Origin of the sequence: Rhodobacter viridis, assembly GCF_003217355.1 — a bacterium.
In the GTDB taxonomy this organism is placed as follows: Bacteria; Pseudomonadota; Alphaproteobacteria; order Rhodobacterales; family Rhodobacteraceae; genus Rhodobacter; species Rhodobacter viridis.
The window spans coordinates 1-21,644 of record NZ_QJTK01000025.1; the positions used below are offsets into that span (position 1 = coordinate 1).

Annotated in this window: 13 protein-coding genes; 3 read left to right on the plus strand and 10 right to left on the minus strand. The window is 66.5% G+C overall.

All coding sequences use genetic code 11. From position 1 onward, the window contains the following. Window positions 1-94: 30S ribosomal protein S9 (gene rpsI / locus C8J30_RS17355; protein ID WP_110807263.1), on the plus strand; the 94-nt coding region annotated here is incomplete at its 5' end. 124 nt (window positions 95-218) lie between these two features. Here the strand turns inward: rpsI and C8J30_RS17360 are convergent. After that, complete coding sequence (locus tag C8J30_RS17360; RefSeq protein WP_181420944.1) at window positions 219-2,360, minus strand: calcium-binding protein; 2,142 nt, start codon at window positions 2,358-2,360, stop codon at window positions 219-221. Between the two features lie 207 nt (window positions 2,361-2,567). On the opposite strand from C8J30_RS17360, the gene speD reads away from it, so the two are divergent. Continuing rightward, a complete protein-coding gene (gene speD / locus C8J30_RS17365; RefSeq protein WP_220033828.1) occupies window positions 2,568-2,948 on the plus strand; it encodes an adenosylmethionine decarboxylase in 381 nt (126 codons plus the stop codon). On the opposite strand, the gene C8J30_RS17370 is transcribed toward speD, so the two are convergent. From C8J30_RS17370 to C8J30_RS17385, 6 genes are all read right to left on the minus strand, one after another. Then, window positions 2,915-4,456: a polyamine aminopropyltransferase gene (locus tag C8J30_RS17370; RefSeq protein ID WP_245909914.1), complete on the minus strand. Its 1,542-nt coding sequence runs from the start codon at window positions 4,454-4,456 to the stop codon at window positions 2,915-2,917. The genes speD and C8J30_RS17370 overlap by 34 nt on opposite strands. Then, complete coding sequence (locus C8J30_RS19175; RefSeq protein ID WP_245909917.1) at window positions 4,453-4,680, minus strand: DUF350 domain-containing protein; 228 nt, start codon at window positions 4,678-4,680, stop codon at window positions 4,453-4,455. The genes C8J30_RS17370 and C8J30_RS19175 overlap by 4 nt, the downstream gene beginning before the upstream one ends. 10 nt (window positions 4,681-4,690) lie before the next feature. Continuing rightward, a complete protein-coding gene (locus C8J30_RS18775) occupies window positions 4,691-4,852 on the minus strand; it encodes a hypothetical protein (protein ID WP_181420945.1) in 162 nt (53 codons plus the stop codon). Beyond that, on the minus strand, window positions 4,849-6,150 hold the full coding sequence (locus C8J30_RS17375) for a DUF4178 domain-containing protein (protein ID WP_181420946.1): 1,302 nt from the start codon (window positions 6,148-6,150) through the stop codon (window positions 4,849-4,851). The genes C8J30_RS18775 and C8J30_RS17375 overlap by 4 nt, the downstream gene beginning before the upstream one ends. Then, entirely contained in the window at window positions 6,147-6,752 is a 606-nt protein-coding gene (locus tag C8J30_RS17380; RefSeq protein WP_110807271.1) for a DUF4178 domain-containing protein, read from the minus strand. The genes C8J30_RS17375 and C8J30_RS17380 overlap by 4 nt, the downstream gene beginning before the upstream one ends. A gap of 93 nt (window positions 6,753-6,845) precedes the next feature. Beyond that, window positions 6,846-8,699, minus strand: coding sequence for an O-linked N-acetylglucosamine transferase, SPINDLY family protein (locus tag C8J30_RS17385; protein ID WP_110807273.1), 1,854 nt, complete (start codon window positions 8,697-8,699; stop codon window positions 6,846-6,848). A gap of 381 nt (window positions 8,700-9,080) precedes the next feature. Here C8J30_RS17385 and C8J30_RS17390 point away from each other — a divergent pair, with 381 nt between their 5' ends. After that, entirely contained in the window at window positions 9,081-16,595 is a 7,515-nt protein-coding gene (locus C8J30_RS17390) for a hypothetical protein (RefSeq protein ID WP_146227958.1), read from the plus strand. A gap of 509 nt (window positions 16,596-17,104) precedes the next feature. Here C8J30_RS17390 and C8J30_RS17395 read toward each other — a convergent pair. Genes C8J30_RS17395 through C8J30_RS17405 form a run of 3 tightly spaced genes read right to left on the minus strand, consistent with a single transcriptional unit; the run spans window position 17,105 to window position 21,177 of the window. Next, on the minus strand, window positions 17,105-17,722 hold the full coding sequence (locus tag C8J30_RS17395; protein ID WP_110807283.1) for a class I SAM-dependent methyltransferase: 618 nt from the start codon (window positions 17,720-17,722) through the stop codon (window positions 17,105-17,107). 21 nt (window positions 17,723-17,743) lie between these two features. Continuing rightward, on the minus strand, window positions 17,744-19,060 hold the full coding sequence (locus C8J30_RS17400) for an HlyD family type I secretion periplasmic adaptor subunit (protein WP_110807277.1): 1,317 nt from the start codon (window positions 19,058-19,060) through the stop codon (window positions 17,744-17,746). Further along, complete coding sequence (locus C8J30_RS17405; protein WP_245909918.1) at window positions 19,057-21,177, minus strand: peptidase domain-containing ABC transporter; 2,121 nt, start codon at window positions 21,175-21,177, stop codon at window positions 19,057-19,059. The genes C8J30_RS17400 and C8J30_RS17405 overlap by 4 nt, the downstream gene beginning before the upstream one ends. Between the last annotated feature and the right edge of the window lie 467 nt (window positions 21,178-21,644).

Consider the following 21,644-nt stretch of genomic DNA (forward strand, 5'->3'; position numbering starts at 1 on the left):
CGCGGGCTTCCTGACCCGCGATAGCCGCGTCGTCGAACGGAAGAAATACGGCAAGGCCAAGGCCCGTCGCTCCTTCCAGTTCTCGAAGCGCTGAGATCAGCCTTTCGGACTTTGCAAACGGCCTCCCGCTCGGGGGGCCGTTTCGTTTTTTCGCCCCGGCCGCAGGGCGCCGCTGGCCGGGAGGGCGGCGGGGGCGGCCGAGCCCCCGCGCGCGTCTTTCAGCTGAACAGGAAGTCGGCCGCGTTCACCGTCGAGGAGGCGACGCCCGTCAGCAGGATCGTCGTGCCGCAATCGAGCGTGATCAGCGTGTCGTGACCGCTGTTCACCGAGGTGATCGCCACATCCGCCATCGAACCGCCCGCCAGCACGATGCGGTCACCGCCAAGGCCGAAATCCTCGATCGTGTCGGTGCCCTCGTTCGTCAGCCGGTCGAAGACGAAGCGATCCGCCCCGCCGCCGCCCGCCATCGTGTCGGCGCCGCCGCCCGCGTCGATCGTGTCGGCGCCGTTGCCGAGGCGCAGGCGGTCATCGCCGCCTGAAAGATCGGTGAAGGAAAGGACCTCGATCCCGGTGAAGCTGAGGTTGTTGCTGCCCAAGCCGTCGAAAGTGCCGACATAGCCGCCCGCCGCATCGGCGCGCAGATCGGTCAGCCAGACCCCGTTCGTGGCGATGTCATAGGTGATGATCAGCCGGTCGGTGCCAGCGCCGCCCGCGACGGAATCCGCGCCGCCCATCGTCATCGTGACGATGTCATTGCCCGCCCCCGAGGCGATCGTGTCGCCAAGCCCCGAGGTCGCATGGTTGGTGATCCGGTCCGCCCCGCTGCCGGTCGTCAGGATCATCGCCTCCATGGCGCTCACCCGCCCGGTGCCAAGATAGGTCGAAACGGTGTTCAGATTGAACGTGAGCGCCGTCGTCGCGCTCGAGAGATCAGCCTGCCAGATGTCATTGCCCGCGCCGCCATCGACGCGGTCGCGGCCGGTGCCGGAATCGAGCCAGTCGTCGCCGCCGCCTCCAAAGAGCGTGTCATTGCCCGCGCCGGTGTGGATGATGTCGGCGACACCGTCGACGCGATCATTGAAATAGAAGCGCTCGATCCCGGCAAAGCCGATGTCATTGGCGCCTTCGCCGTTGAAGGTGCCGGAATAGCCGCTGCCCGCATCCGCGGTCAGGTTGGTCAGCCAGATCCCGTTCGTGCTGCCGGTCCAGTTGATCACCAGCAGATCGTCGCCCGCGCCGCCATCCGCCAGATCGGTGCCGCCGTCGCGCAGGGTCAGGGTGTCATTGCCCGCGCCCGCATGCATCACGTCGTTCATCGTCGCCCCGAGGCGCGCGGTCAGGCTGTCATTGCCGCTGCCGGTGGTGACATCCATGCCCTCGATATTGACGACGCTGGCGCCCGCGGCCGGGGTCGAGGCGGTGTTGAGATCGATCACCACATCGGTGCTGAGCGCCGCCAGATTGCCCTGCCAGTAGTCCCGCTGGCCATAACCGCCATCGATCTGATCAAGCCCCGCGCCCGAGCGCAGAGTGTCATTGCCCGCACCGCCGTTCAGCGTGTCATTGCCCGATCCGGTCATGATGACATCGTCGCCACCATCGCGGTCGGTGAAGCTGAAGCGCTCGATGCCCCAGAAGGCGATGTCATTGTCGCCAGCGCCGTCGAAGGTGCCGCTGTAGCCGCCGCCCGGGGTGTTTGCGAGATCGGTCAGCCAGACCGAACCCTCGCCCGCGCCGCAGGTGACGATCAGAACGTCATTTCCTGCGCCGCCCTCGGCGATGTCTTCGCCGCCCATGTACATCGTCAGCGTGTCATTGCCCGCGCCGCTGGCGAAATGATCGCTGCCGATGGCGGTTGCGTGGTTGGTCAGCCGGTCGTTGCTGGCGCCCGTGGTGATGTCGAGGCTTTCGAGATTGCGCAGCACGCCGCCATTGCTCAGGACCGACTCGCGGTTCAGGTTGACCACGATCGGGCCGCCATACCAGCCGATGCTGATCTGGCCGTGGTCGTTGCCGTCGCCGCCGTCGATCGTGTCGATGCCGCCCCAGCCGCGCAGATCGTCATTGCCCGCGCCGCCACTGAGCTCATCATCGCCATCGCCGCTGAAGATGCTGTCATTGCCGCCCGATTGGTCGAAGAAGCTGAAATCGCCAAAGCCCGAGAAATAGCAATTGTTTGACCCCATGCCGTCGAACATGCCCGAATATCCGCCGCTCGGAAATTCGGCGCCGCTTCCCGGCAGCGAGAGGTTGGTCAACCAGACCCCATTCGTCGGTGCGGTGTAGACGAACACCAGGCGGTCACTGATGCCGCCGGTGAGGGTGCCGCTGTAACTGTTGGTCACCGTATAGGTGGTCATGGTCGTCCTCCGATCCTGCCGCTGGCCGCGCCAGCCAAGGCCCATGCTGGGCGCATTATAAACCTTGGTTGATACAGAGCCCTTGCGGCAGATCAAGACGTGATCGACCGCGCCCGGCCGTGGTCGGCGGGCCGTGTGGGGGCGGCCTTGCGCCGATGCGTCCCCGCGGTCGCTTGCGCTGCGGGTCAGATTGCGAAACAAGAAGATATGCGTGACATGCCCTATGCCCCCGGTCTGCATCTTCTGCTCGATCTGCATGGCGCAGCGGGGCTCGACGATGCCGCGCGGTTGCAGGACGTGCTCTGCGAGGCGGCGCAGGCGGCGGGGGCGACGGTGCTGGGCGCCGCGTTTCATCCGTTTCCGGGCGGCGGCGTCACTGGCGTGGTGCTGCTTGCGGAAAGCCACATCACCATCCACACTTGGCCCGAGCGCGCCTTTGCCGCCGTCGATATCTTCATGTGCGGCGCGGCCCGGCCCGAACTTGCACAGGCGGTGATCGCGGCCCGGCTGGTCCCTGCACAATCGCAGGTGACGGCGGTGCCGCGCGGGCAGGCTCACATGAACCAGGCGTCCCAACCGGCGTTGTAATAGCCCACAAGCGCATGCGATTGCAGCGTGTTTTCGGCCGCGGGCAGGTCGGCCACGTCGGGGGCGAAGACCTGCGCCTCGGTCCAGATCCGGTCGGAGATGTAGCGCATCCCTTCGGGCAGGCTCAGGGAACGGGGCGCCAGCGGCCGGGTGGAAGCCAGCGCAAACCCCCAGTCGCCGAAGCTGGGCACATAGACATGATAGGGCAGGACCGACAGGCTTTGCCCCGGCACGACCGGATTGCGCGTCGCGTCAAGCGTGTGGATCACCGACCAATAGCCCTGCCGCGCAAAGAGCGGCGAGCCCGATTGCACGACGATCAGCCCCTCGGCCGCCATCCGCTCGGCGAGCAGCGCATAGAACTCGCGCGTGTAAAGCTTTGAGAGCGCAATGGATTTCGGATCGGGCAGATCGACAATGATGACGTCGTAAGCGGCCGTGTCATGCTCGACGAATTGCCAGGCGTCGGTGTTGACGATGCGCAACCGCGGATCATTCAGCGCGCCGCGGTTCAGCGCCACCAGATCGGCATGGCTGCGGAAAAGATCGGTCACCGCGCGGTCGAGATCGACGAGCGTGACATGGGCAACATCGGCGTGGCGCAGCACCTCGCGCGCGGCCAGACCATCGCCGCCGCCAAGGATCAGCACATTTTCGCGCCGCGGCGCCAGCGCCATCACCGGCTGCACCAGCATCTCATGGTAGCGATATTCGTCCTGACTGTCGAACTGGATCGAGGCATCGAGGAACAGCCGCGTGCGGTCGCGAAACCGGGTGAGCGTGATGTGCTGATAGGGGCTCGTTTCGCTGACGACCACCGTATCTTCGTAAAGCGCGGCCTCGGTCACGGCGACAAGGCGCTCGGCCTGCCAGAGCCCGGCGGCGGTTGCGACGAAGGCCAGCGCCCAGACGACGGCCACGCCGCGCCGCAGCCGGGCGCGAAACAGCCACAGCGACAAGCCCGCGACGATCAGGTTCATCACCCCCATCGCGAGCGAGGCCGACATCAGCCCCAGATGCGGCACGATCAGGAGCGGAAAGGCGACCGAGGCGACGAGCGCGCCGATGTAATCGACCGAGAGCACATTCTCGAAGCGGAAGGCCGGGGCGCCGACCTCTTTCAGGACCCGCGCGATCAGCGGGATCTCCATCCCGCAAAGCGTGCCGGTGACGATCAAGAGCAGGTAAAGCGGCAGCGCGACCGCATCCATCCACGCATAAGAAAGATAGAGGGCCGGCGCCATGAAGCCGCCGACAAGGCCAAGCGCGATCTGCGCCCAGACAAACCCCGCCACGGCGCGCAGGATGAAGCGCGAGACATAGGCGCCCAGCCCCATCGCGGCGAGGTAGACCCCGATCACCAGCGAGAATTGCTTGACGCTGTCGCCCAGAAGATAGCTCGAGGCGGTGGCGGCGATCAGTTCGTAGACCATCCCCACCGCCGCGACCAGAAAGGTGGCGGTCAGCAGCCAGTATTCCGAGCCGCGCGGCGGTCTGAGCAGGCTCACGACGACAGGATCACGGCGCCGATGATGATCGCCATCGACAGGAACACCGAACCGATCAGCACCGCCAGCGCGACATTCTGATCCTGCTCGATTTCGCGCACGATCGAAAACGGCGCGATGCGGGTGAGCAGGAACCAGCACAGACCCATGAGCCCGATGCCAAGGAAGCTGTAGAGGATCGTCGAGAGGATCTCGGCCGGGTGAAGTGAGGCAAGCAGGTCCATGAACATCCTTTCACTTGACGTTGGCATTGGCAAATCCGTTGCCGCCACTGCCGACGCGGATCGACGGGATCGCATCGGAACTGTCGGCGCCGATGCCGTAATACCCAAGATAGCCCGCCCCCGCGAGCAGGAGCGAGGAGACCACGACAAAAAGGATGCGCAGCGGCGTCACTCGTCATCCTCCCAATCGGAGCCGTCAAAACGGACCCCGCTGCCGCGCAGCGCCCGCCAGTGCAGCGCCGCAGCCAGCGCGGCAAAGGCAAGCCCAAGCAGGAAGGCCGGCATCGGCCAGGACTGGGCCTCGCGCACCGTCACCTGCACCGCGATGTCGCGCGCGACCCCGGTTTCCGCCTCGCCGTAGCCGGTTTCGGGCGGATCAAGGGCGATCTCGTAAACCCCCGAAACCCTCGGGTGAAAGCTGATCGCCGTGAACCGCGAGCCTTCCGACCAAGCGCCATCGGCGTCATGGCCGCTGTAGATGCCGACCTCGCGACTGGTTTCGAACACCGGTTGATCCTCGGGATCGCTGAGCGCGGGTTCGAGTTGCGCCCAGTCGTTTTCCTCGATCTCTGCGCGCAAGATCAGCTGCGTGCGCCGCCCGGTTGCTTCCAGCGGCACCGGCAGGGCAAAGGGCGTGCGGGCGATCTGGTCAAGCACCACATGCCCGCCGTCAAGGTCGAAGACGACGGCCAGCGCAAGGCTGAGCACGGCGAAGACGGCAGAGCCCCATTTGACGAAAGTGCCGATGTCGCCACCTTGGGCGGTGTCGGGACGCGGCTGCAACGGATGAAGGTCTGCGGGCCGCGGCGGATCAGTGATGCCGAACGCCGCCCAGACGGCCGCCTGATCGGGATAGCGGCTCATCTCGACCTCGGTCTCGCGCGCCGTCTGCACGAAACTCAGCATCCGGCTCGACCCGAGCAGGCTGACCGCGGTCTCCCGGTCGCCCGGTCGCGGGCGCCAGGTGAATTCGCCCTCGATCGAGACGATGCGGCTGGTGGAGGTTTCGTAATAGCGGAACCGTTCGCCGTCGGCACTGGCGGTGGGGGGCGCCTCGGCGCGTTCGACCGCGGCTGCGCCGATGAACTGCGGGCTCGTGCCCTTGCGCCAGCGTCGGGTCAGGATCAGGTGGCGGTCTTCGAGCGTCAGCCAGCAATAGCCGTGCGTGGGCGAATAGAGCAGGTGATCGACCCAGGTCCAGACCTCGACGCCGTCGCGTTCTTCCTGTGTCAGCACGCCGATGATCGTCCAGCTGACGCCGTCGAGTGTCGCCTCCATGCCGATCGCCAGCGGCGATTGTGCGCGCGGCATGCCGGTGTAGGTTTCGAGCAGCCTGTAATTCTCGGTCGCATCGAGCGCCGAGCTGCAATAGGGGCAGATATGGGTGGTGATGCGGCCGCCGCCCAGAATGTCGAGCCCGGCCCCGCAATTCGGGCAGCGGATGGCGACGCGGATTTCGGGGGAAATCATGCCGGGGTTACCTCGAACGGGTCGACCCAGTCGCCCAGGAACCAGCTCCATCCTTGCGGACCGCTTTCGCCCGACAAGAGCTGTCCGCCCGGACCCGCGGCATTGAAGAAGCGATAGGTCTCGCCGAGCGACAGCTCCTCCGGGAAGCTGCCGCGCAGGGCGATGCAGCGGGCGTCCTCGGTTTCGGTGACGCGATAGGCCTTGCCGTCGATATGCAGCACCTCGCCCAGCACCGGCACCTTGCGAATTCTCTGACCCCAGCCCGCGGGCATCGGGCGCTGCACCACCACGTCGCCCTCGTCGATCGAGATCCAGGCGCCCTTGCCTTGCGCTGACTCGCACCAGAATTCATCCCATTCGCCGCGGCCATAGCTGAACCGGGCATGGCCGAGCGGGGTCCAGCGATCGGCGCCGATGCGCGCGGTCTGATGCAGCTGCAAAAGCGAGGGGGCGGTGTGCATCTCGCCGGTCGCGCCCGCGTCGAAGACCTGCCCGCCCTTCAGAAGCGAGGTCGTCCCGCAATAGGGACAGGCGATCATCCGCACGGCGCCAAGGCCGCCGCCGACATCTGCGCCGCAACTGGGGCAATTCACCTTCGACATGGGGCGAGATTGCCGCAAATGCCGGGCGGGTCAACTGCAAACAGGGCCGCAGTCGGGTTCCGGGCGCGCTGGAGCGTACCCGGAACGACGTCGTCACATCGCGGCGCGGCCCGCCAGCAGCGCGGCTTCGAAGCGGCGGGTGAAATCCTCGGCATCGCCCAGCGTGCGCTCCCAGGCGCCGGTGGCGAGATGCGCCTTGATCCGTGCAAGCCGCGCCGGGTCATTCGCGATGGCAACGGCCAGATCCTCGTAGCCTTGCAGATCCTCGGCGATGCATTCGGGCAGACCGATCGCGGTGAGCAGGCTCGCCCCCATCCGCGCGGCAAAGGCCCGGCCGCGGGTGGTGATGATCGGCAGCCCCATGCGCAGCGCATCCGAGGCGATGGTGCCCGCATTGTAAGGCGTGGTGTCGAGGAACAGATCGGCCAGCGCCAGCCGGGCGCGGTAGCGCGCGGGATCGGTGCGGGTCGCAAAGATCAGCCGCTCGGGCGCAAGTCCCGCCGCGGCCCAGCGCGCCGTCAGGGCGGCGTGCGACTCCGGGTTGTCGTTGATGATCCAGAGCACCGCATTCGGCACGCGGCTGACGATCCGGCACCAGCGGCTCCAGACGGCTTCGGTCAGCTTGTAATGGTGCGAGACGCAGCAGAAGACGGTGGCGGTCTCGGGCAGGCCTTCCTCGGCGCGGGTGACGGTGGGCAGCTCCGGCACGCGGCCGTCATTGGCCTGATAGCAGCCCGCCACGCGCAGCGGCCGGGGCTTGTATTCGGCATCCATCTCCTCGGGGATCGTCACCGCGTCGCAGATCAGATAGTCGAGTTCGGGCAGCGACACCGGCCCGATATAGCCCAGATAGGTCACCTGCATCGGCGCCGGTTTCTGGCGCAGGATCGCCGGACGCGCGCCCTTGGTCAGGCCGTTCAGATCGACGAGGATGTCGATCTCGTCGGCGCGGATGCGCGCGGCCACGGCGTCGTCGGTCATGGTGTGGATCGGAATATGGTGATCGAGCGCGCCCAGCACGCGCGCGCGGACATCGCTGCCGTCCTCGGGCGACATGTCGTAGCCGTAGATCTCGAAGCGCGAGCGGTCATGGCGTTCGAGCAGCTCGGCGATCAGGAAGCTCATCGCGTGGCGGCAGAAATCCGACGACAGATAGCCCAGCCGCAGACGATCGTGGTGATACCCCTCGAGCGGGGCGAGCCGCGGCGGGGCGAGCGGCACCTTGCGGTTGATCCAATGCGTGCAGATCTCGCCCTGGCGCCGCGGATCGTCGACCAGCGCGAGCGCCGCCAAAGGTCCGGCATGCAGTTCTGCCACCTCGTCGCTGATCCCGGGCACGTTCAGCGTGCAGGGCGGCCAGGAGGTGGTGCGCTGACGGTTGTGCACGAGGTGCTGGATCGCATCGCCCTGGGTCGGATCGATCAGAAGGGAAGCGCGCGCCTCCTCCATCGCCGGGCCGAGCATGCCGCGATCCTCGAAGAGCCGCGCCATCTGGATGTGGATCTGCCGCCGCGCCTCGGCGGGGGGAAGCACCTCGCGCCAGGCGGCAAGGGCGGCTTCGGGGGCGCCGGCCGCTTCCAGAGCCAGACCGCGGCCAAGACCCGCCTGCCACAGCCCCGGACGCAGGCGCAGCGCGGCGGCCAGCGCCTCCGCCGCTTCGGCGGCATGACCAAGGCGCTGCAGCGCCACGCCAAGGTTGTGCCAGACCGGCGCGGCCTTCAAACCGCGATCGGGGCCCGCAAGCCAGGATCGGTAGAGCAGGGCCGCATCCGCGGGATCGGCCTCCTCGGCGATGTTGACGAGTTCCTCGAGGTCCAGTGCGATGACCGCGCGCGCCATATGCGGTGCCAGAACCCCCTGCGCCCCAAGACTTCCGGGTTGGCGCAGTGCCGAAAGGATGGTCTGGGCATCGCCCGGCAGCGGCAGGAACGGAACAACGGATGACAACGCGGGACTCCTTCTGGATGTCGGCCCACAGGAGGCCTCGGGCGGACCTTTGCACGGCAGGGTAAAGGTGCGGTTAATTCCCGTCGCCACCTGTCGATCGACGCAGTTTTCCGCGGATTTGGCCGATTGCAGGACATTTTGGCGCCCGCAGACGGATCTGGCCCGGCCCGAGGGGGTGTTTTCCGCGCGCAGCCCCGCTCTTCCCTCCAATCTTAGCTATTTGAGAAAAGCCATTAACCAGATTTGGGGGATCGCATTCACGATCGGATAACCAGTTGGGCCTACGGTCGGTCTCACGCGTGGCTGGAAAACCCGGCCGCTGCCTGCCGGGGAACCTCGTCAGGGCAGAATGTTGATTTTTTTCATCTCCGGGAACGCAAGATGACCTCCATCGCCACAATGACCACCGCCGAGATCGCAGCGCTGAGTGCTACCGAGGTTGCCGCCCTGCGCCCTGCCGATGTCAAATCCTGCACGAGCCAGCAGATTGCAGCTTTTACGGCCACACAATTTCCATCCTTGACGACCGGGGTCATTCAGGCCCTGTCCGCCACGCAGCTCAAGGGGCTGACGGCGGCGCAGATCGGCGCGATGACGACCGGTCAATTCACCGTCTTCACGGCGACCCAGATCGCGGCGCTGAGCTCGTCGCAGGTCGCGGCCCTGTCCACCGGGCAGGTCGACATCATGACCTCGGCGCAGATCGCGGCGATTTCGAGCGCGGCGATCAAGGGGCTGAGCGCGGCCGATCTCGGGGCGCTGGACTCGACGCAGGTCAAGGGCTTCGGCTCGCAGCAGATCAAGGCGTTTTCGACCGAACAGATCGCGGCCTTGTCCTCGACGCTGATCGATGATCTGACGACGGCCGCGATTTCGGGGATGAGCCTTGCGCAGGTGACCGCGCTGACCTCGGGGCAGATCGGCGCGCTGAGCTCGGCGCAGATCGCGGCGGTGTCCACGGCTGCGATCAAGGGGTTCGAGACCTCTGATATCGCGGCGCTGACCTCGGCGCAGGTCAAGGGCTTGAGCTCGGCACAACTTGCGGCGATGTCGACCGATGGCATTGCGGCCCTCGGGGCGGATGTGATCGACGATCTGTCGAGCAAGGCCGTGGCCGGTCTGACCTCGACGCAGATCGCCGCGATGAGCTCGGCGCAGATCGGCGCCCTGACGACCGCGCAGCTGACCCAGCTGAGCGCTGCGGCGATTGCCGGGCTGCAGACCGAAGACATGGCGACCTTCGCCACCACCGACATCGCGGCGCTGACGACCGCGCAGATCGCCGCGCTGACGCAGGCGCAGGTGGCGGCGATGAGCTCGAGCCAGATCGGCGCCCTGAGCGTGGCGCAGCTGCGCATGCTTTCGACGGCGGCCGTCAAGGGGCTTGAGACCGACGATATCAATGGGCTGAGCGCGACGCAGGTTGCGGCGCTCACCTCGCAGCAGTTGGCGGTGCTCTCGACCAGCAATATCGCGGCCTTCGGCTCGGGGGTGATCGACGATCTGACGACCGCGGCGGTTGCCGGGCTGAGCGCGCTGCAGGTCGCGGCGCTGACCTCGGCGCAGATGGGTCAACTGACCTCGGCGCAGATCGCGGCGCTGACCACTGCGGCGGTCAAGGGCTTCGAGGCCAGCGATGTTTCGGCGCTTGGTTCGGCGCAGGTCAAGGGGCTGACCTCGGCGCAGATCGCGGCGTTCTCGACCAGCAATATCGCGGCCCTGAGCTCGGATGTGATCGATGACCTGACGACGGCGGCGATCAAGGGTCTGACCGCGGCGCAGCTCAAGGCGATGAGCTCGACGCAGATCGGCCAGCTGACCACCGCGCAACTCGCCCAGCTGACTGCGGCGGGGATCGCGGCTCTGGAAACCGAGGATCTGACGACCTTCTCCTCGACCGACATCGCGGCGCTGACCACGGCGCAGATCGCGGCGCTCACCTCGCTGCAGGTTGCGGCGCTGACCTCGAGCCAGATTGATGCCATGACTTCGGTGCAGCTTGCGGCACTGACCAGCGCGGCGGTCAAGGGGCTTGAATCGGCGGATCTCGCCGCCCTCGACTCGACGCAGGTGAAAGGCCTCACCTCGGCGCAGATCGCGTCGATGTCGGCATCGGCGATCTCCGGGCTCGCTTCGGACGCGATCGATGATCTGACCACCGCGGCGGTCAGCGGCTTGACCGCCGAGCAAGTGACCGCGCTGAGTTCGGCGCAGACGGGCGTGTTGACATCGGCCCAGATTGCCGCGCTGACCACAGCTGCGGTCAAGGGTCTCGAAGCGGCGGATCTTGGCGGCCTCACCTCGACGCAGGTCAAGGGCCTGACCTCGCTGCAAATGGGGGTGATTTCGACCGAGGGCATCGCGGCGCTGGGCTCGGACGTGATCGACGACCTGACGACCTCGGCGGTTTCCGGGCTGCGTTTGGCGCAAGTCGCGGCGATGAGCTCGGCGCAGATCGGGCAGCTGACCACGGCGCAGCTTGCCGCGCTGAGCACCGGGGCCATCCGGGGCATCGCGACCGAGGATATGTCGGTCTTCGCCTCCTCCGATATCGCGGCCTTTACCACGCTGCAGATCTCGGCCCTGACGCAGGCGCAGGTCAATGCGCTGTCGTCGAGCCAGGTTGATGCGATGAGCTCGGCGCAGCTTGCCGCGCTGACCACCGCCGCGATCAAGGGGCTTGAATCCGCGGATCTTTCGGCGCTCGACTCGACGCAGGTCAAGGGCCTGACCTCGGCGCAGATCGCCGCCTTGTCGACCGAAAACGTCGCAGCCCTTGGCTCGGACGTGATCGATGATCTTTCGACGGCGGCGGTTGCGGGCCTGACCTCTGCGCAGATTGCGGCGATGAGCTCGGCGCAGGTCGGTGCGCTGACCACGGCGCAGCTGGCGCATCTGACGGCAGCGGCGATTGCCGGGATCGAAGTCGGCGACATGGCTGTCTTCGCCTCTTCCGATATCGCGGCGCTTGGCACGGCGGTGATTGCGGCGCTGACCTCGGCGCAAGTTGGCGCGCTGACCTCGTCGCAGGTCGATGCGATGAGCTCGGCCCAACTCGCGGCCCTGACCACTGCCGCCGTTGCCGCGCTGGACTCGAGCGATGTGTCGGGCCTCGGCGCGACGCAGGTGTCCGGCTTCAGCTCGAAGCAGATCGCGTCGATGTCGACGAGCGCCATCCAGGCTTTGAGCTCGGATGTGATCAATGACCTGACGACGGCTGCGATCCTGGGGCTGACCTCGGCGCAGATCAACGCGATGAGCTCCGTTCAGATTGGCGAGATGAGCACGGCGCAGATTGCGGCCCTGACCACGGCCGCGATTGGCGGTCTCGAATCCGCTGATGTTTCCGGGCTCGACTCGGGTCAGGTGGGCGCGCTCAGCTCCAAGCAGATCGCCGCGTTCTCGTCGGGCAATATCCTTGCGTTGAGCTCGGGAGTCATCGGCAATCTGACGACCTCCGCGGTTGCGGCTCTCACCTCGGCGCAGGTCGCTGCGATGAGCTCGGTTCAGATCGGGGAGATGACCTCGTCGCAGATCGGTGCGCTGACGGTCGCAGCGGTGGCTGGCCTTGAGTCAGCGGATGTCTCGGGTCTCGACTCGGCGCAAGTCGGCGGTCTGACCTCGAAACAGGTCTCGGCGCTTTCGACCGCCAATATCGCGGCCCTCGGCTCCGGTGTCATCGGTTCTCTGACGACCTCGGCCGTGGCAGGGCTGACCTCGGCGCAGATCAGCGCGATGACCTCGACGCAGATTTCGAACTTGACCACGGCACAGCTTGCGAAGCTGTCGATCGGGGCCGTTGCGGGCTTTGACTCCGACGACATCGGCACATTCGACTCCGCCGATATCGCCGCGCTGAGCACCTTACAGTTCGCGGGGCTGTCGTCGGCTCAGGTGGGCGCCTTCACTTCGACGCATATCAACGCCATCACCTCGGCGCAGCTCGCCGCGCTGACGACGGCGGCGATCAAAGGGCTGGAATCGGCCGATCTGGCCGCACTGACGTCGGCGCAGGTCGGGGGGCTCAGCTCGGTGCAGGTCGCGGCGCTGTCGACCGCCATCATCGACTCCTTCAACTCGGCGGCGATCGGCAGCCTGACGACCTCGGCGATCCTCGGCCTCACCTCGGCACAGATCGGGGCAATGACCAGCACCCAGATCGGCGAGTTGACCACTGCGCAACTGGCGCAGCTGACGACTGCGGCGATCGCAGGGCTGGCCTCAGAGGATATCGTCGGCCTCGCGTCCTCGGATATCGCGGCACTGGGCACGGCACAGTTCTCGGTGCTCAGCTCGGCACAGGTGTCTGCGCTGACCTCGGATCACATCAACGCGCTGACCTCGACGCAGATCGCGGCGCTGAAGACCGCGGCCCTGGCCGGACTTGACTCGGCGGATATCGCCTCGCTCGACTCCGCTCAGGTGGCGGGCCTCAGCTCGACCCAGCTCGCCGCGCTTTCGACGGCGGTGATCGCCAACATCGACACGGATGTGATCGACAATCTCACGACCTCGGCGATCAAGGGGCTGACCTCGGCGCAGATCGCCGAAATGACCTCGGGCCAGATTGGCGCTCTCACGACCGCGCAACTGACACAACTGAGCACCGCGGCGATCGCCGGACTGGACTCCACCGACCTCGGGACCTTCGACTCGGCCGATTTCGCCGCGCTGGGCACGGCGCAGATTGCGGCCCTGTCGTCGACGCAGGTGACGGCGCTGTCCTCCGATCAGATCGGTTACATGACGTCGCTTCAACTGGCTGCGCTGACGACCTCGGCTCTGGCGGGGCTCGATTCGGAGGATCTGGGCTTGTTCGGTTCGGCTCAGGTTGCGGGCCTCACCTCGACCCAGATCAAGGCGTTTGACACCGCGATCGCTGGCCTGAGTTCGGATGTGATCGACAACCTGACGACTGTCGCCATCAAGGGGCTGACCTCGACCCAGGTTGCCGCGCTGAGTTCGGATCAGACCGGGGAGCTGACTGCGGCGCAGATCGCGGCTCTGACAACGGCCGCAGTGGCCGGGCTCGAGTCCGATGACCTGTCCGGATTTGACTCCGCACAGGTCGGCGCACTGACCTCCCAGCAGGTCGCGGCGCTCGCGACGAACAGTCTCAATGCCCTCAGTTCCGAATACATCGACAATTTGACGACGTCGGCGATCAAGGGGCTCACCTCTGCGCAGATCACCGGGATGACCTCGACACAGATCGGGGAAATGACCTCTGCCCAGATCTCCGCACTGACCACCGCCGCGCTGGCCGGTCTTGAAGCGGAAGATGTCGCCATCCTGGACTCGGCTCAGGTTTCCGGGCTCAGTTCGACGCAGATTGCGGCGTTCTCGTCGGCCAATATCGCGGCGCTCGACTCCTCGGTGATCGACAATCTGACCACGACGGCGATCAAGGGGCTGACTTCGGCGCAGGTCACGGCGATGACCTCCGACCAGATCAGCCAAATGACCACCGCGCAGCTGGCACAGTTGACAACGGCCGCAATTGCCGGATTGTCCTCGGATCACCTTGGGACCTTCGACTCCGCCGATCTGGGCGCGCTCTCGACGGCGCAGGTCGCGGTGCTGTCCTCGGTGCAGATCGTGGCGCTGACCTCGGCTCAGTTTGATGCCTTCAGCGCGAGTCAGATCGGTGCGCTGACGACTGCGGCGCTCGCAGGGATGGACTCCGGCGATATTGGCGTCCTTGACTCCGCACAGGTGGCTGGCCTGACGTCGACGCAAATCGCCTCGCTGTCGACTGCCACCCTTGTGGGCCTGAGCTCGGATGTGATCGAAAATCTGACAACCACGGCGGTCAAGGGGCTGAGCTCGCTGCAGATTTCCGCGATGAGCTCGGATCAGATCGATGCACTGACCTCGGCGCAGATCGCGGCCCTGACCACGTCGGCGATCGCCGGGCTGCAGTCCGAGGATCTTGCGGGCCTCGGCTCGGCGCAGGTGGTTGGCTTCACCTCGACGCAAGTCTCGGCGCTGTCGACCGCTGCGATTGTGGGCTTGGACGCGGATGTGATCGACGATCTGACGACCTTGGCGATCAAGGGGCTGACCTCCGGGCAGATTTCGGTACTGAGCTCCGATCAGATCGCCGCCTTGACCACCGCGCAACTGGCGCAGTTGACCACCTCGGCGATTGCGGGCCTGACCTCCGAAGACATGACGACCTTTGGCTCGGCTGACCTCGCGGCCTTCACCACCGCGCAAATCGCAGCTCTGTCGTCGGTGCAGGCGCAGGCCCTCGAAGCGACGCAGGTCGACACCATGACCTCTGCGCAGATTGCTGCGCTGACCGCGGCGGCCATCGTCGGTCTGGACTCGGCAGATTTCGCCACGCTCGATGCGACCCAGGTGAAAGGCCTGAGTTCGAAGCAGATCGCGGCGGTTTCGACGACCGCGCTGATCGGGCTGACCTCGACCGTGATCGATGATCTGACGACCACCGCAGTCAAGGGGCTGTCGTCGGAGCAAATCGCGGCGCTGAGCTCGGATCAGGTTGGCAGCCTGACATCTGCCCAGCTGGCGCAGCTGACGACGTCGGCGATCGCGGGCCTTGCTTCCGAAGACATCACGCAATTTGACAGCGCGGACATCATGGCGCTGTCTGCTGCGCAGATCGCGGTGCTGTCCTCGGCGCAGGCAAGGGCGTTGTCGGCGACCCAGGTCGATGTCATGACCACGGCCCAGATCCATGCCCTGTCTTCTGCGGCGATGGAGGGTCTTGAATCGGCTGATCTTGCAACGCTGAGCTCCGCTCAGGTTGCAAGCCTGACTTCGGTGCAGGTCGTTGCCCTGTCGGCGGCGAATGTTGCCGCGATCAGCTCGACCGAGATCGACAATCTGGTGGCTTCGGCGGTCGCGGCGCTCAGTTCCGAGCAGATCGCGGCCCTGAGTTCGGAACAGATCGGCGAGTTCACCTCGGCGCAGATCGCAGCGCTGACGACGGCGGCGCTGGCTGGGCTGAGTTCCGAAGATGTCTCCGGTCTCGACTCGAACCAGGTCAAGGCGCTCACCTCGGTCCAGATTGCGGCGCTGTCGACGTCCAACATCCTCGCGCTGGATGTGAGTGTGGTGGATGACATCTCGACCTCTGCGGTGAAAGCGTTCACCTCCGAGCAGATCTCGGCGATGAGCTCGGATCAGATCGGTGCCCTGACGGCAGCGCAGTTGGCGAAGCTGACGACAAGCGCGATTACCGGCTTGGCGAGCGAAGACATCACCACGTTCGGGACAGCCGAAATCACGGCGCTGACGACGGCGCAGATCGCGGCCCTGTCGACGACGCAGGTCCAGGCCCTGAGCACGACGCAAGTCGATGTTCTGAGCACGGCGCAGCTTGCGGCAATGACCCCGACGGCCATCGCCGGGCTCGAGACGGCCGATATCGTCGCGCTCGACACGGCGCAGGCAGCGGCCCTGAAGTCGACGCAAATTGCGGCGATGGGGACCGAGTTGGTTTCTGCCTTCGAAAGTGCCGATTTCGCGGCGTTGACCACCGGGGCGATCTCGGCCTTGACGACCGCGCAACTCTCGGCGCTGACCTCGGCGCAGGGGCAGGGCTTCACCACCGCAGAAGTCGCGGTGCTCAGCGCCTCGCAACTTGGGGCGATGTCGACGGCGGCCCTGGCCAAACTGACCGCTGCGGCGATCACCGCCTTCAGCACCGCGCAGGTGGCAGGCCTGACGACCAGCCAGATCGCGGCCTTCACGACGGATCAGGTCGCGGGTTTGACCACCGGCCAGATCGCATCTTTCTCGACCGCGCAGATTGCGGGCTTCGAGACGGCCGATCTTGCGGCGCTGAATGCGACCCAGGCGGCGGCCTTCACGACCACGCAGACGGCGGTGATGACTGCGGGGCAGACTGCGGCGCTCTTGCTCTGATGCGGTTGCCGGGGGCCACCCCGGCAGGCGATGACACGCATCGAGGCCACCCTTCGGGGTGGCCTTTCTGCATCGCCAAGGGTCAAGATCGCGGGACCCGCCGCAGTCCCATCTGTGAATTGGGCTGGTTTCGAAGATTGCGGCGAAGCGGAAATGGGGGGCGCGGAGCCCCGAAATCTCGTGGGCCTTGCGCAGGAGGCGCCGCGGATTGCGAGTTCGGCGGCACCGGTGCTGTCTCTCCGTCAAACGGTCGGACACTGTCCTTTGGACGCGGGAAAGCTCTTGCGGGGAAATCGGAGAAGGCCGGGCTCTTCTGCGGTGCTGGCGCGCCGAGGGGCGCCGCGGGGCGCAAGCGCAAGGCCGTGCGATGGGCGCCGTCATTCCGCGGCGCGCATCCGGGGCGCGCTTCAATCTTGCGCGATCCCTGTGTCAGTCAAGCCCGCTTGCGCGGCGTTTCTGTGTCGAAGACGCCCGCCCGGCAGGGTGGGCTCGCGGTCACGCGCGTGTCTTCAGGCCCGCGCGACATCGGGTCGGGTGCCGACGCCCCAGAGTGCGAAACGCCCGTCGCTCTCGATCTTGACTGCGGCGAAGCCGGCAGCCGTCAGATGCTCGGCCAGCGAGCGCGCGGTGAAGCCCGTGCGGGGGAGGGTGCCGATCTGCCCTTCGGCCTGCGCCGCGCGATGGCCATAAAGGATGTCGAGCGGCGATATCGGACCCGCAGCCGAAATGTAGACTGGCTCTTCAAGGTGCCCCTCGGCGACGTGTTTCGCCACCTGCTGCAGGTCGGGCAAGGTCACGAGGAAGAACCCGCCCGGTTTCAGAACGCGCAGGAATTCTCCAAGTGCCACGGCCACTTCGTGAAAGGCGAGATGTGTCAGGCTGTGTGACGACCAGATCGCATCGACGCTGGCATCGGCGAGCATCGACAGGTCCGTCGGCCGCGCGAGGATGTCGGGCGTCACGCTCGGGTCGCTGTCAAGCCGCAGTTCGTGCCAGTCCGCAAGCGGAAAATAGCTGTCGGGCAGCTTCGCGGGATGCGCGAGGCCGCAGCTGACATGCAGCACGGTTCTGAGCTGCTGCGCCACCGGCTGTGCGCCAATGCCGTCGATCGGGGTTGCATCCGTCATGGGGGGCTCCTTCATGATCTGTCACGGGTCGCGCAGGGCTTCGGAAAGACCCCGGACGATGGGGTCGAAGAATTTCTCCAGCACCGAGCGGGTGCCGACATGGATCTCGGCAGAAAGCGTCATCCCGGGCAGCAGGGTGGCCGCCTCCGGGAGATTGGTCAGATGCGTGCCCGGGTCGAGCTTGACGTGGCCGGCATGGATCGATTCAGTCGCGCCCTCGGGCCGGAAGCTCGCATGTCCGACATCGGTCAACTTGCCGGAAAGCTTGCCATATTGGCGCCAGGGGAACGCATCGATCTTGAGAGAGACTTCGTCTCCCGCGACGGCGCGCCCGACATCGGTCGAGCGCAGTCCGATTTCGGCGATCATCGGCACATCGGTCGGCACCAGCACCACGACGGGATCCCCCGACGGGATCAGACTGCCCACGCCCCCCTCGGCCACGCGCAGCACCACGCCCGGCCGCGGCGCGATCAGGTCGGACATGTCCCGCACCGAGCGCGCCTTCGCCAGCTGCTCGTCGATCATTGCGAGGCGCGGACGCGCCTCGGCCAGCTGTTCGGTGATGCTGCGTTTCAGGCCGGTTTCGTAGAGCTGCAATTCCGCGACCGCGCGCTCGCGCCGATCGTGCAATTCGCTCAGCCGGGCCAGATGAGACCGCTCGTCCGCTTCGGCGCGCAGCCGCATCAGCCGGGCATCCAGCACCGCCAGTTGCGAGCCGCTTTGCCGTTCGAGAAGCGTCGTGCGCATTGCCTCGACTTCGCGCAAGATCTCGAGTTGCGCGCCAAGCCCTTGACCGTTCTCGTTTTCTGCCGCGATCATCGTCTCAGCCGAGGCGATTTCCGCGCGCAGCGCATCGCCGTGGGTGCGGCTTTCTTCACGCCGCTCGGCCAGAACCTTGGCCTCGGCCCGAAGCGCGTCGGTGTCGTCCGCCAGCATGCTGCCATCAAGTTCGGCCGACAGGCGGGCGATCTTGGCGCTGAGCGCATCGCGCTCGGCGCGCAGGGACGACAGATCGGCCTCGGGCATCGTCGGGTCGAGCCGCGCAAGGACCTGACCCGCTTCGACCACGTCGCCGGGCCGCACCATTATCGCATTGAGACGGGCCGACGCCGCCGAGCGCAGCAGCATCGGGGCCTCGGCGCCCGTCAACTGACCCGATGCCACGACCACGATATCGACCCGCAGAAACGCCGATAGCGCCACCATGACCGCCATCATCCCGGCCGCGATATAAGGCCAGAGCCGCAGCAGCAGCGGCACGGGCTCTGCCTGAACCCGGTCGAGTTCATCCTGAAACGCGATCGCCTCGCGGTCGAGGGCACCGAGCTGGCTCATTCCGTCTGTCCTGCCTGTTGCAGCCAAAGGTGACGATAGGTGGCCGAGCGCGCGAGCAGCACGGCATGCGGCGCGAAATCCTCGATCCGGCCGCGGTCGAGCACGAGGATCGCGTCGGATTTTGCCAGCGAGCTCATCCGGTGCGAGACCACGATGACGGTGCGGCCCTTGGCGATCGCGGCGAGGTTGCGGTTCACCACCGCTTCGGATTCGGGGTCAAGCGCGCTGGTCGCCTCGTCCAGGATCAGGATCGGCGGATCGGCAAGCAGCGCGCGGGCAAGGGCAATGCGCTGGCGCTGCCCGCCCGAGAGGTTCGCGCCGCCCTCCTCGACCTTGGTGTCAAGGCCCTGCGGCAGGCGGGAAATGAACTCGTCCGCGCCGGCAAGGGTGGCGGCGCGCAGCACCGCGTCATGGCTCGCATCGGGGCGGGCCAACGAGATGTTTTCGCGCAGCGTGCCGCGGAAGAGGACGTTTTCCTGCAGCACGATGCCGACCGAGCGCCGCAGATGATCAAGGTCGATGTGGCGCGTGTCATGGCCGTCATAGAGGATGCGCCCGGATTGCGGCGCGCCAATGCCCTGCAGAAGCCGCGTCAGCGTGGTCTTGCCCGAGCCCGAGCGTCCGACGACGCCGATCACCTGTCCGGCCGCGATGTCGAGCGTCAGCCCGTCCAGCGCCGGGGCGGGCGCACCCGGATAGGTGAAATGCACCTCCTCGAGCCGGATCGCACCGCGCAGCGGCGGACGCACGGGCCGCACCTCGGGGCCGCGTTCGGGCGGATGATCCATCACGCCGCGCAGCGTGCGCACAGCAAGCGCGGCTTCCTGCCATTCGTTGATCAGGCCGACGATCTGCACGAGCGGACCGGTGACGCGTCCCGAGAGCATCGAAAAGGCGACGAGCGTGCCGACGCTGATATGGCCCGCCAGCACCTGCTCGGCGCCAAGGCCCAGCACCGAAACCTGCATCACCCGTTCCATCAGCGAGGTCAGCGCACTGACGGTCGCGGCAAGGCCGCCGACGCTCCACTGGCTGCGGATGGTGCGCCCGAGCGCGGATTCCCACAGCCCGCGGCGCGTGCCCTCGAGCACCAGCGCCTTGACGGTGCGCATGTTGTGCAGCGTCTCGACCAGATGCGCCTGCCGCCCGGCTTCGGCATCGTAAAGCGCGGAGAGGCGCCGTTGCAGCGCCGGCAGAAAGAGCGCGAGCAGCCCCGCGATCACCAGCGCAAAGCACAGCACGACCAGCGTCATCAACCCCGAGAGCATCGCCATCAGCGTCAGCAGAACCGGCAGCAGCGCCGCATCCAGCATCGTCTGAAACAACCGCCCGACCAGAAAATGTCGAATTTTTTCGGTCAGTTGCATGTTGCGGGCCAGAACACCCGCCGCCGTCGTCTCGAAAACCGAGAGGGGCAGCGACAACAGATGCGCATGCACCGCCGCGCCGATCCGCGCGTCGAGCCTGCCGCCGCAGATCTGCATCAGACGCTGGCGCACATAGTTGAAGCCCGCGTCGAACAGCACCAGAAACACATAGACCGTCAGCACCGCGGTCAGCGTGTTCCAGCTGTGCGAGGAAATCACGCTGTCGATCATCACCTGTGTCAGGAAGGGCAGGGCGAAGCCGATCAGGTTGCTCGCCACCACTGCGGTTGTCACGGCCGCAAAGAGCCGCTTTTGTTCCAGCAGCGCCGGCACGAACCAGCCCAGACCGAAGGGACGCCGCGCGCCCTGTTCGGTCTTGCGCAGCCGCGCCAGGATCAGCCGCCCGGACCAGCGCGCCTCGAATTCGGCGCGGGGCAGGAAGAGGATGCCTTCCCCTTCGCGCGCGGGGTCGAGGATGGCGGCATGCGGGCCGGTGGGCAGCTCGACCGTATGCGCCAGGATGAACCAGCGGCCATCCTTGCCCTCGCACAGCGCCGGATAGGCCGAACCAAGGCCCTTCGCGGTGCGCCACGTCCCGTTCGTGATCTGGCGCGCCCGGAAGCCCGCGCGCTGAAAGGTCGCCTCGATCCGGGGGGCGATGCTGCCCTCTTCCAGCGCGGGCAATTCGGTCACCGGCAGGGTGACGCCGTGATGCAGGCAAATCAGGAACAGGCCCCTGAGCGCCGTCATCTGCGGCGAGCCGAGGGCAAAATCTTCCTGTTGGCGGGGCGAAAGGGCATGTGTCATGCGCGCAAGCTACGCGAGCTTGATTAACAGTACCTTTCCAAACGTAAGGAATTCAGCCCTGTCGAGGCCCCGCGCGCTGCGCGCAAGCCCCCGATTTCGGGCGGGTTCCGGGGGGCTTTTGCCGACTTGCGGGGCTTTGCCGCGTCTTCCCCTGTTGCCAGCCGGGCCATTCGCGGTAAGAGGAGCAAACCCCGTGTCTGGCACGACGCCGGACATGACGCGCGCCAAAACGGAATGATCACGATGACCGAAGACACGAGCAGGCTGGTTCTGACTTGGGCGACGATCGCGGCGATGGCGATCGGCGCGGTGGCGCACTGGATCTTTCCCGGTCTTGGCGCGGGCTGGGTCGAGGGTCTTGCGATGCTCTCGGTCTTCCTGACGGGCGGCGTTCCGGCGGCGATCCGGGC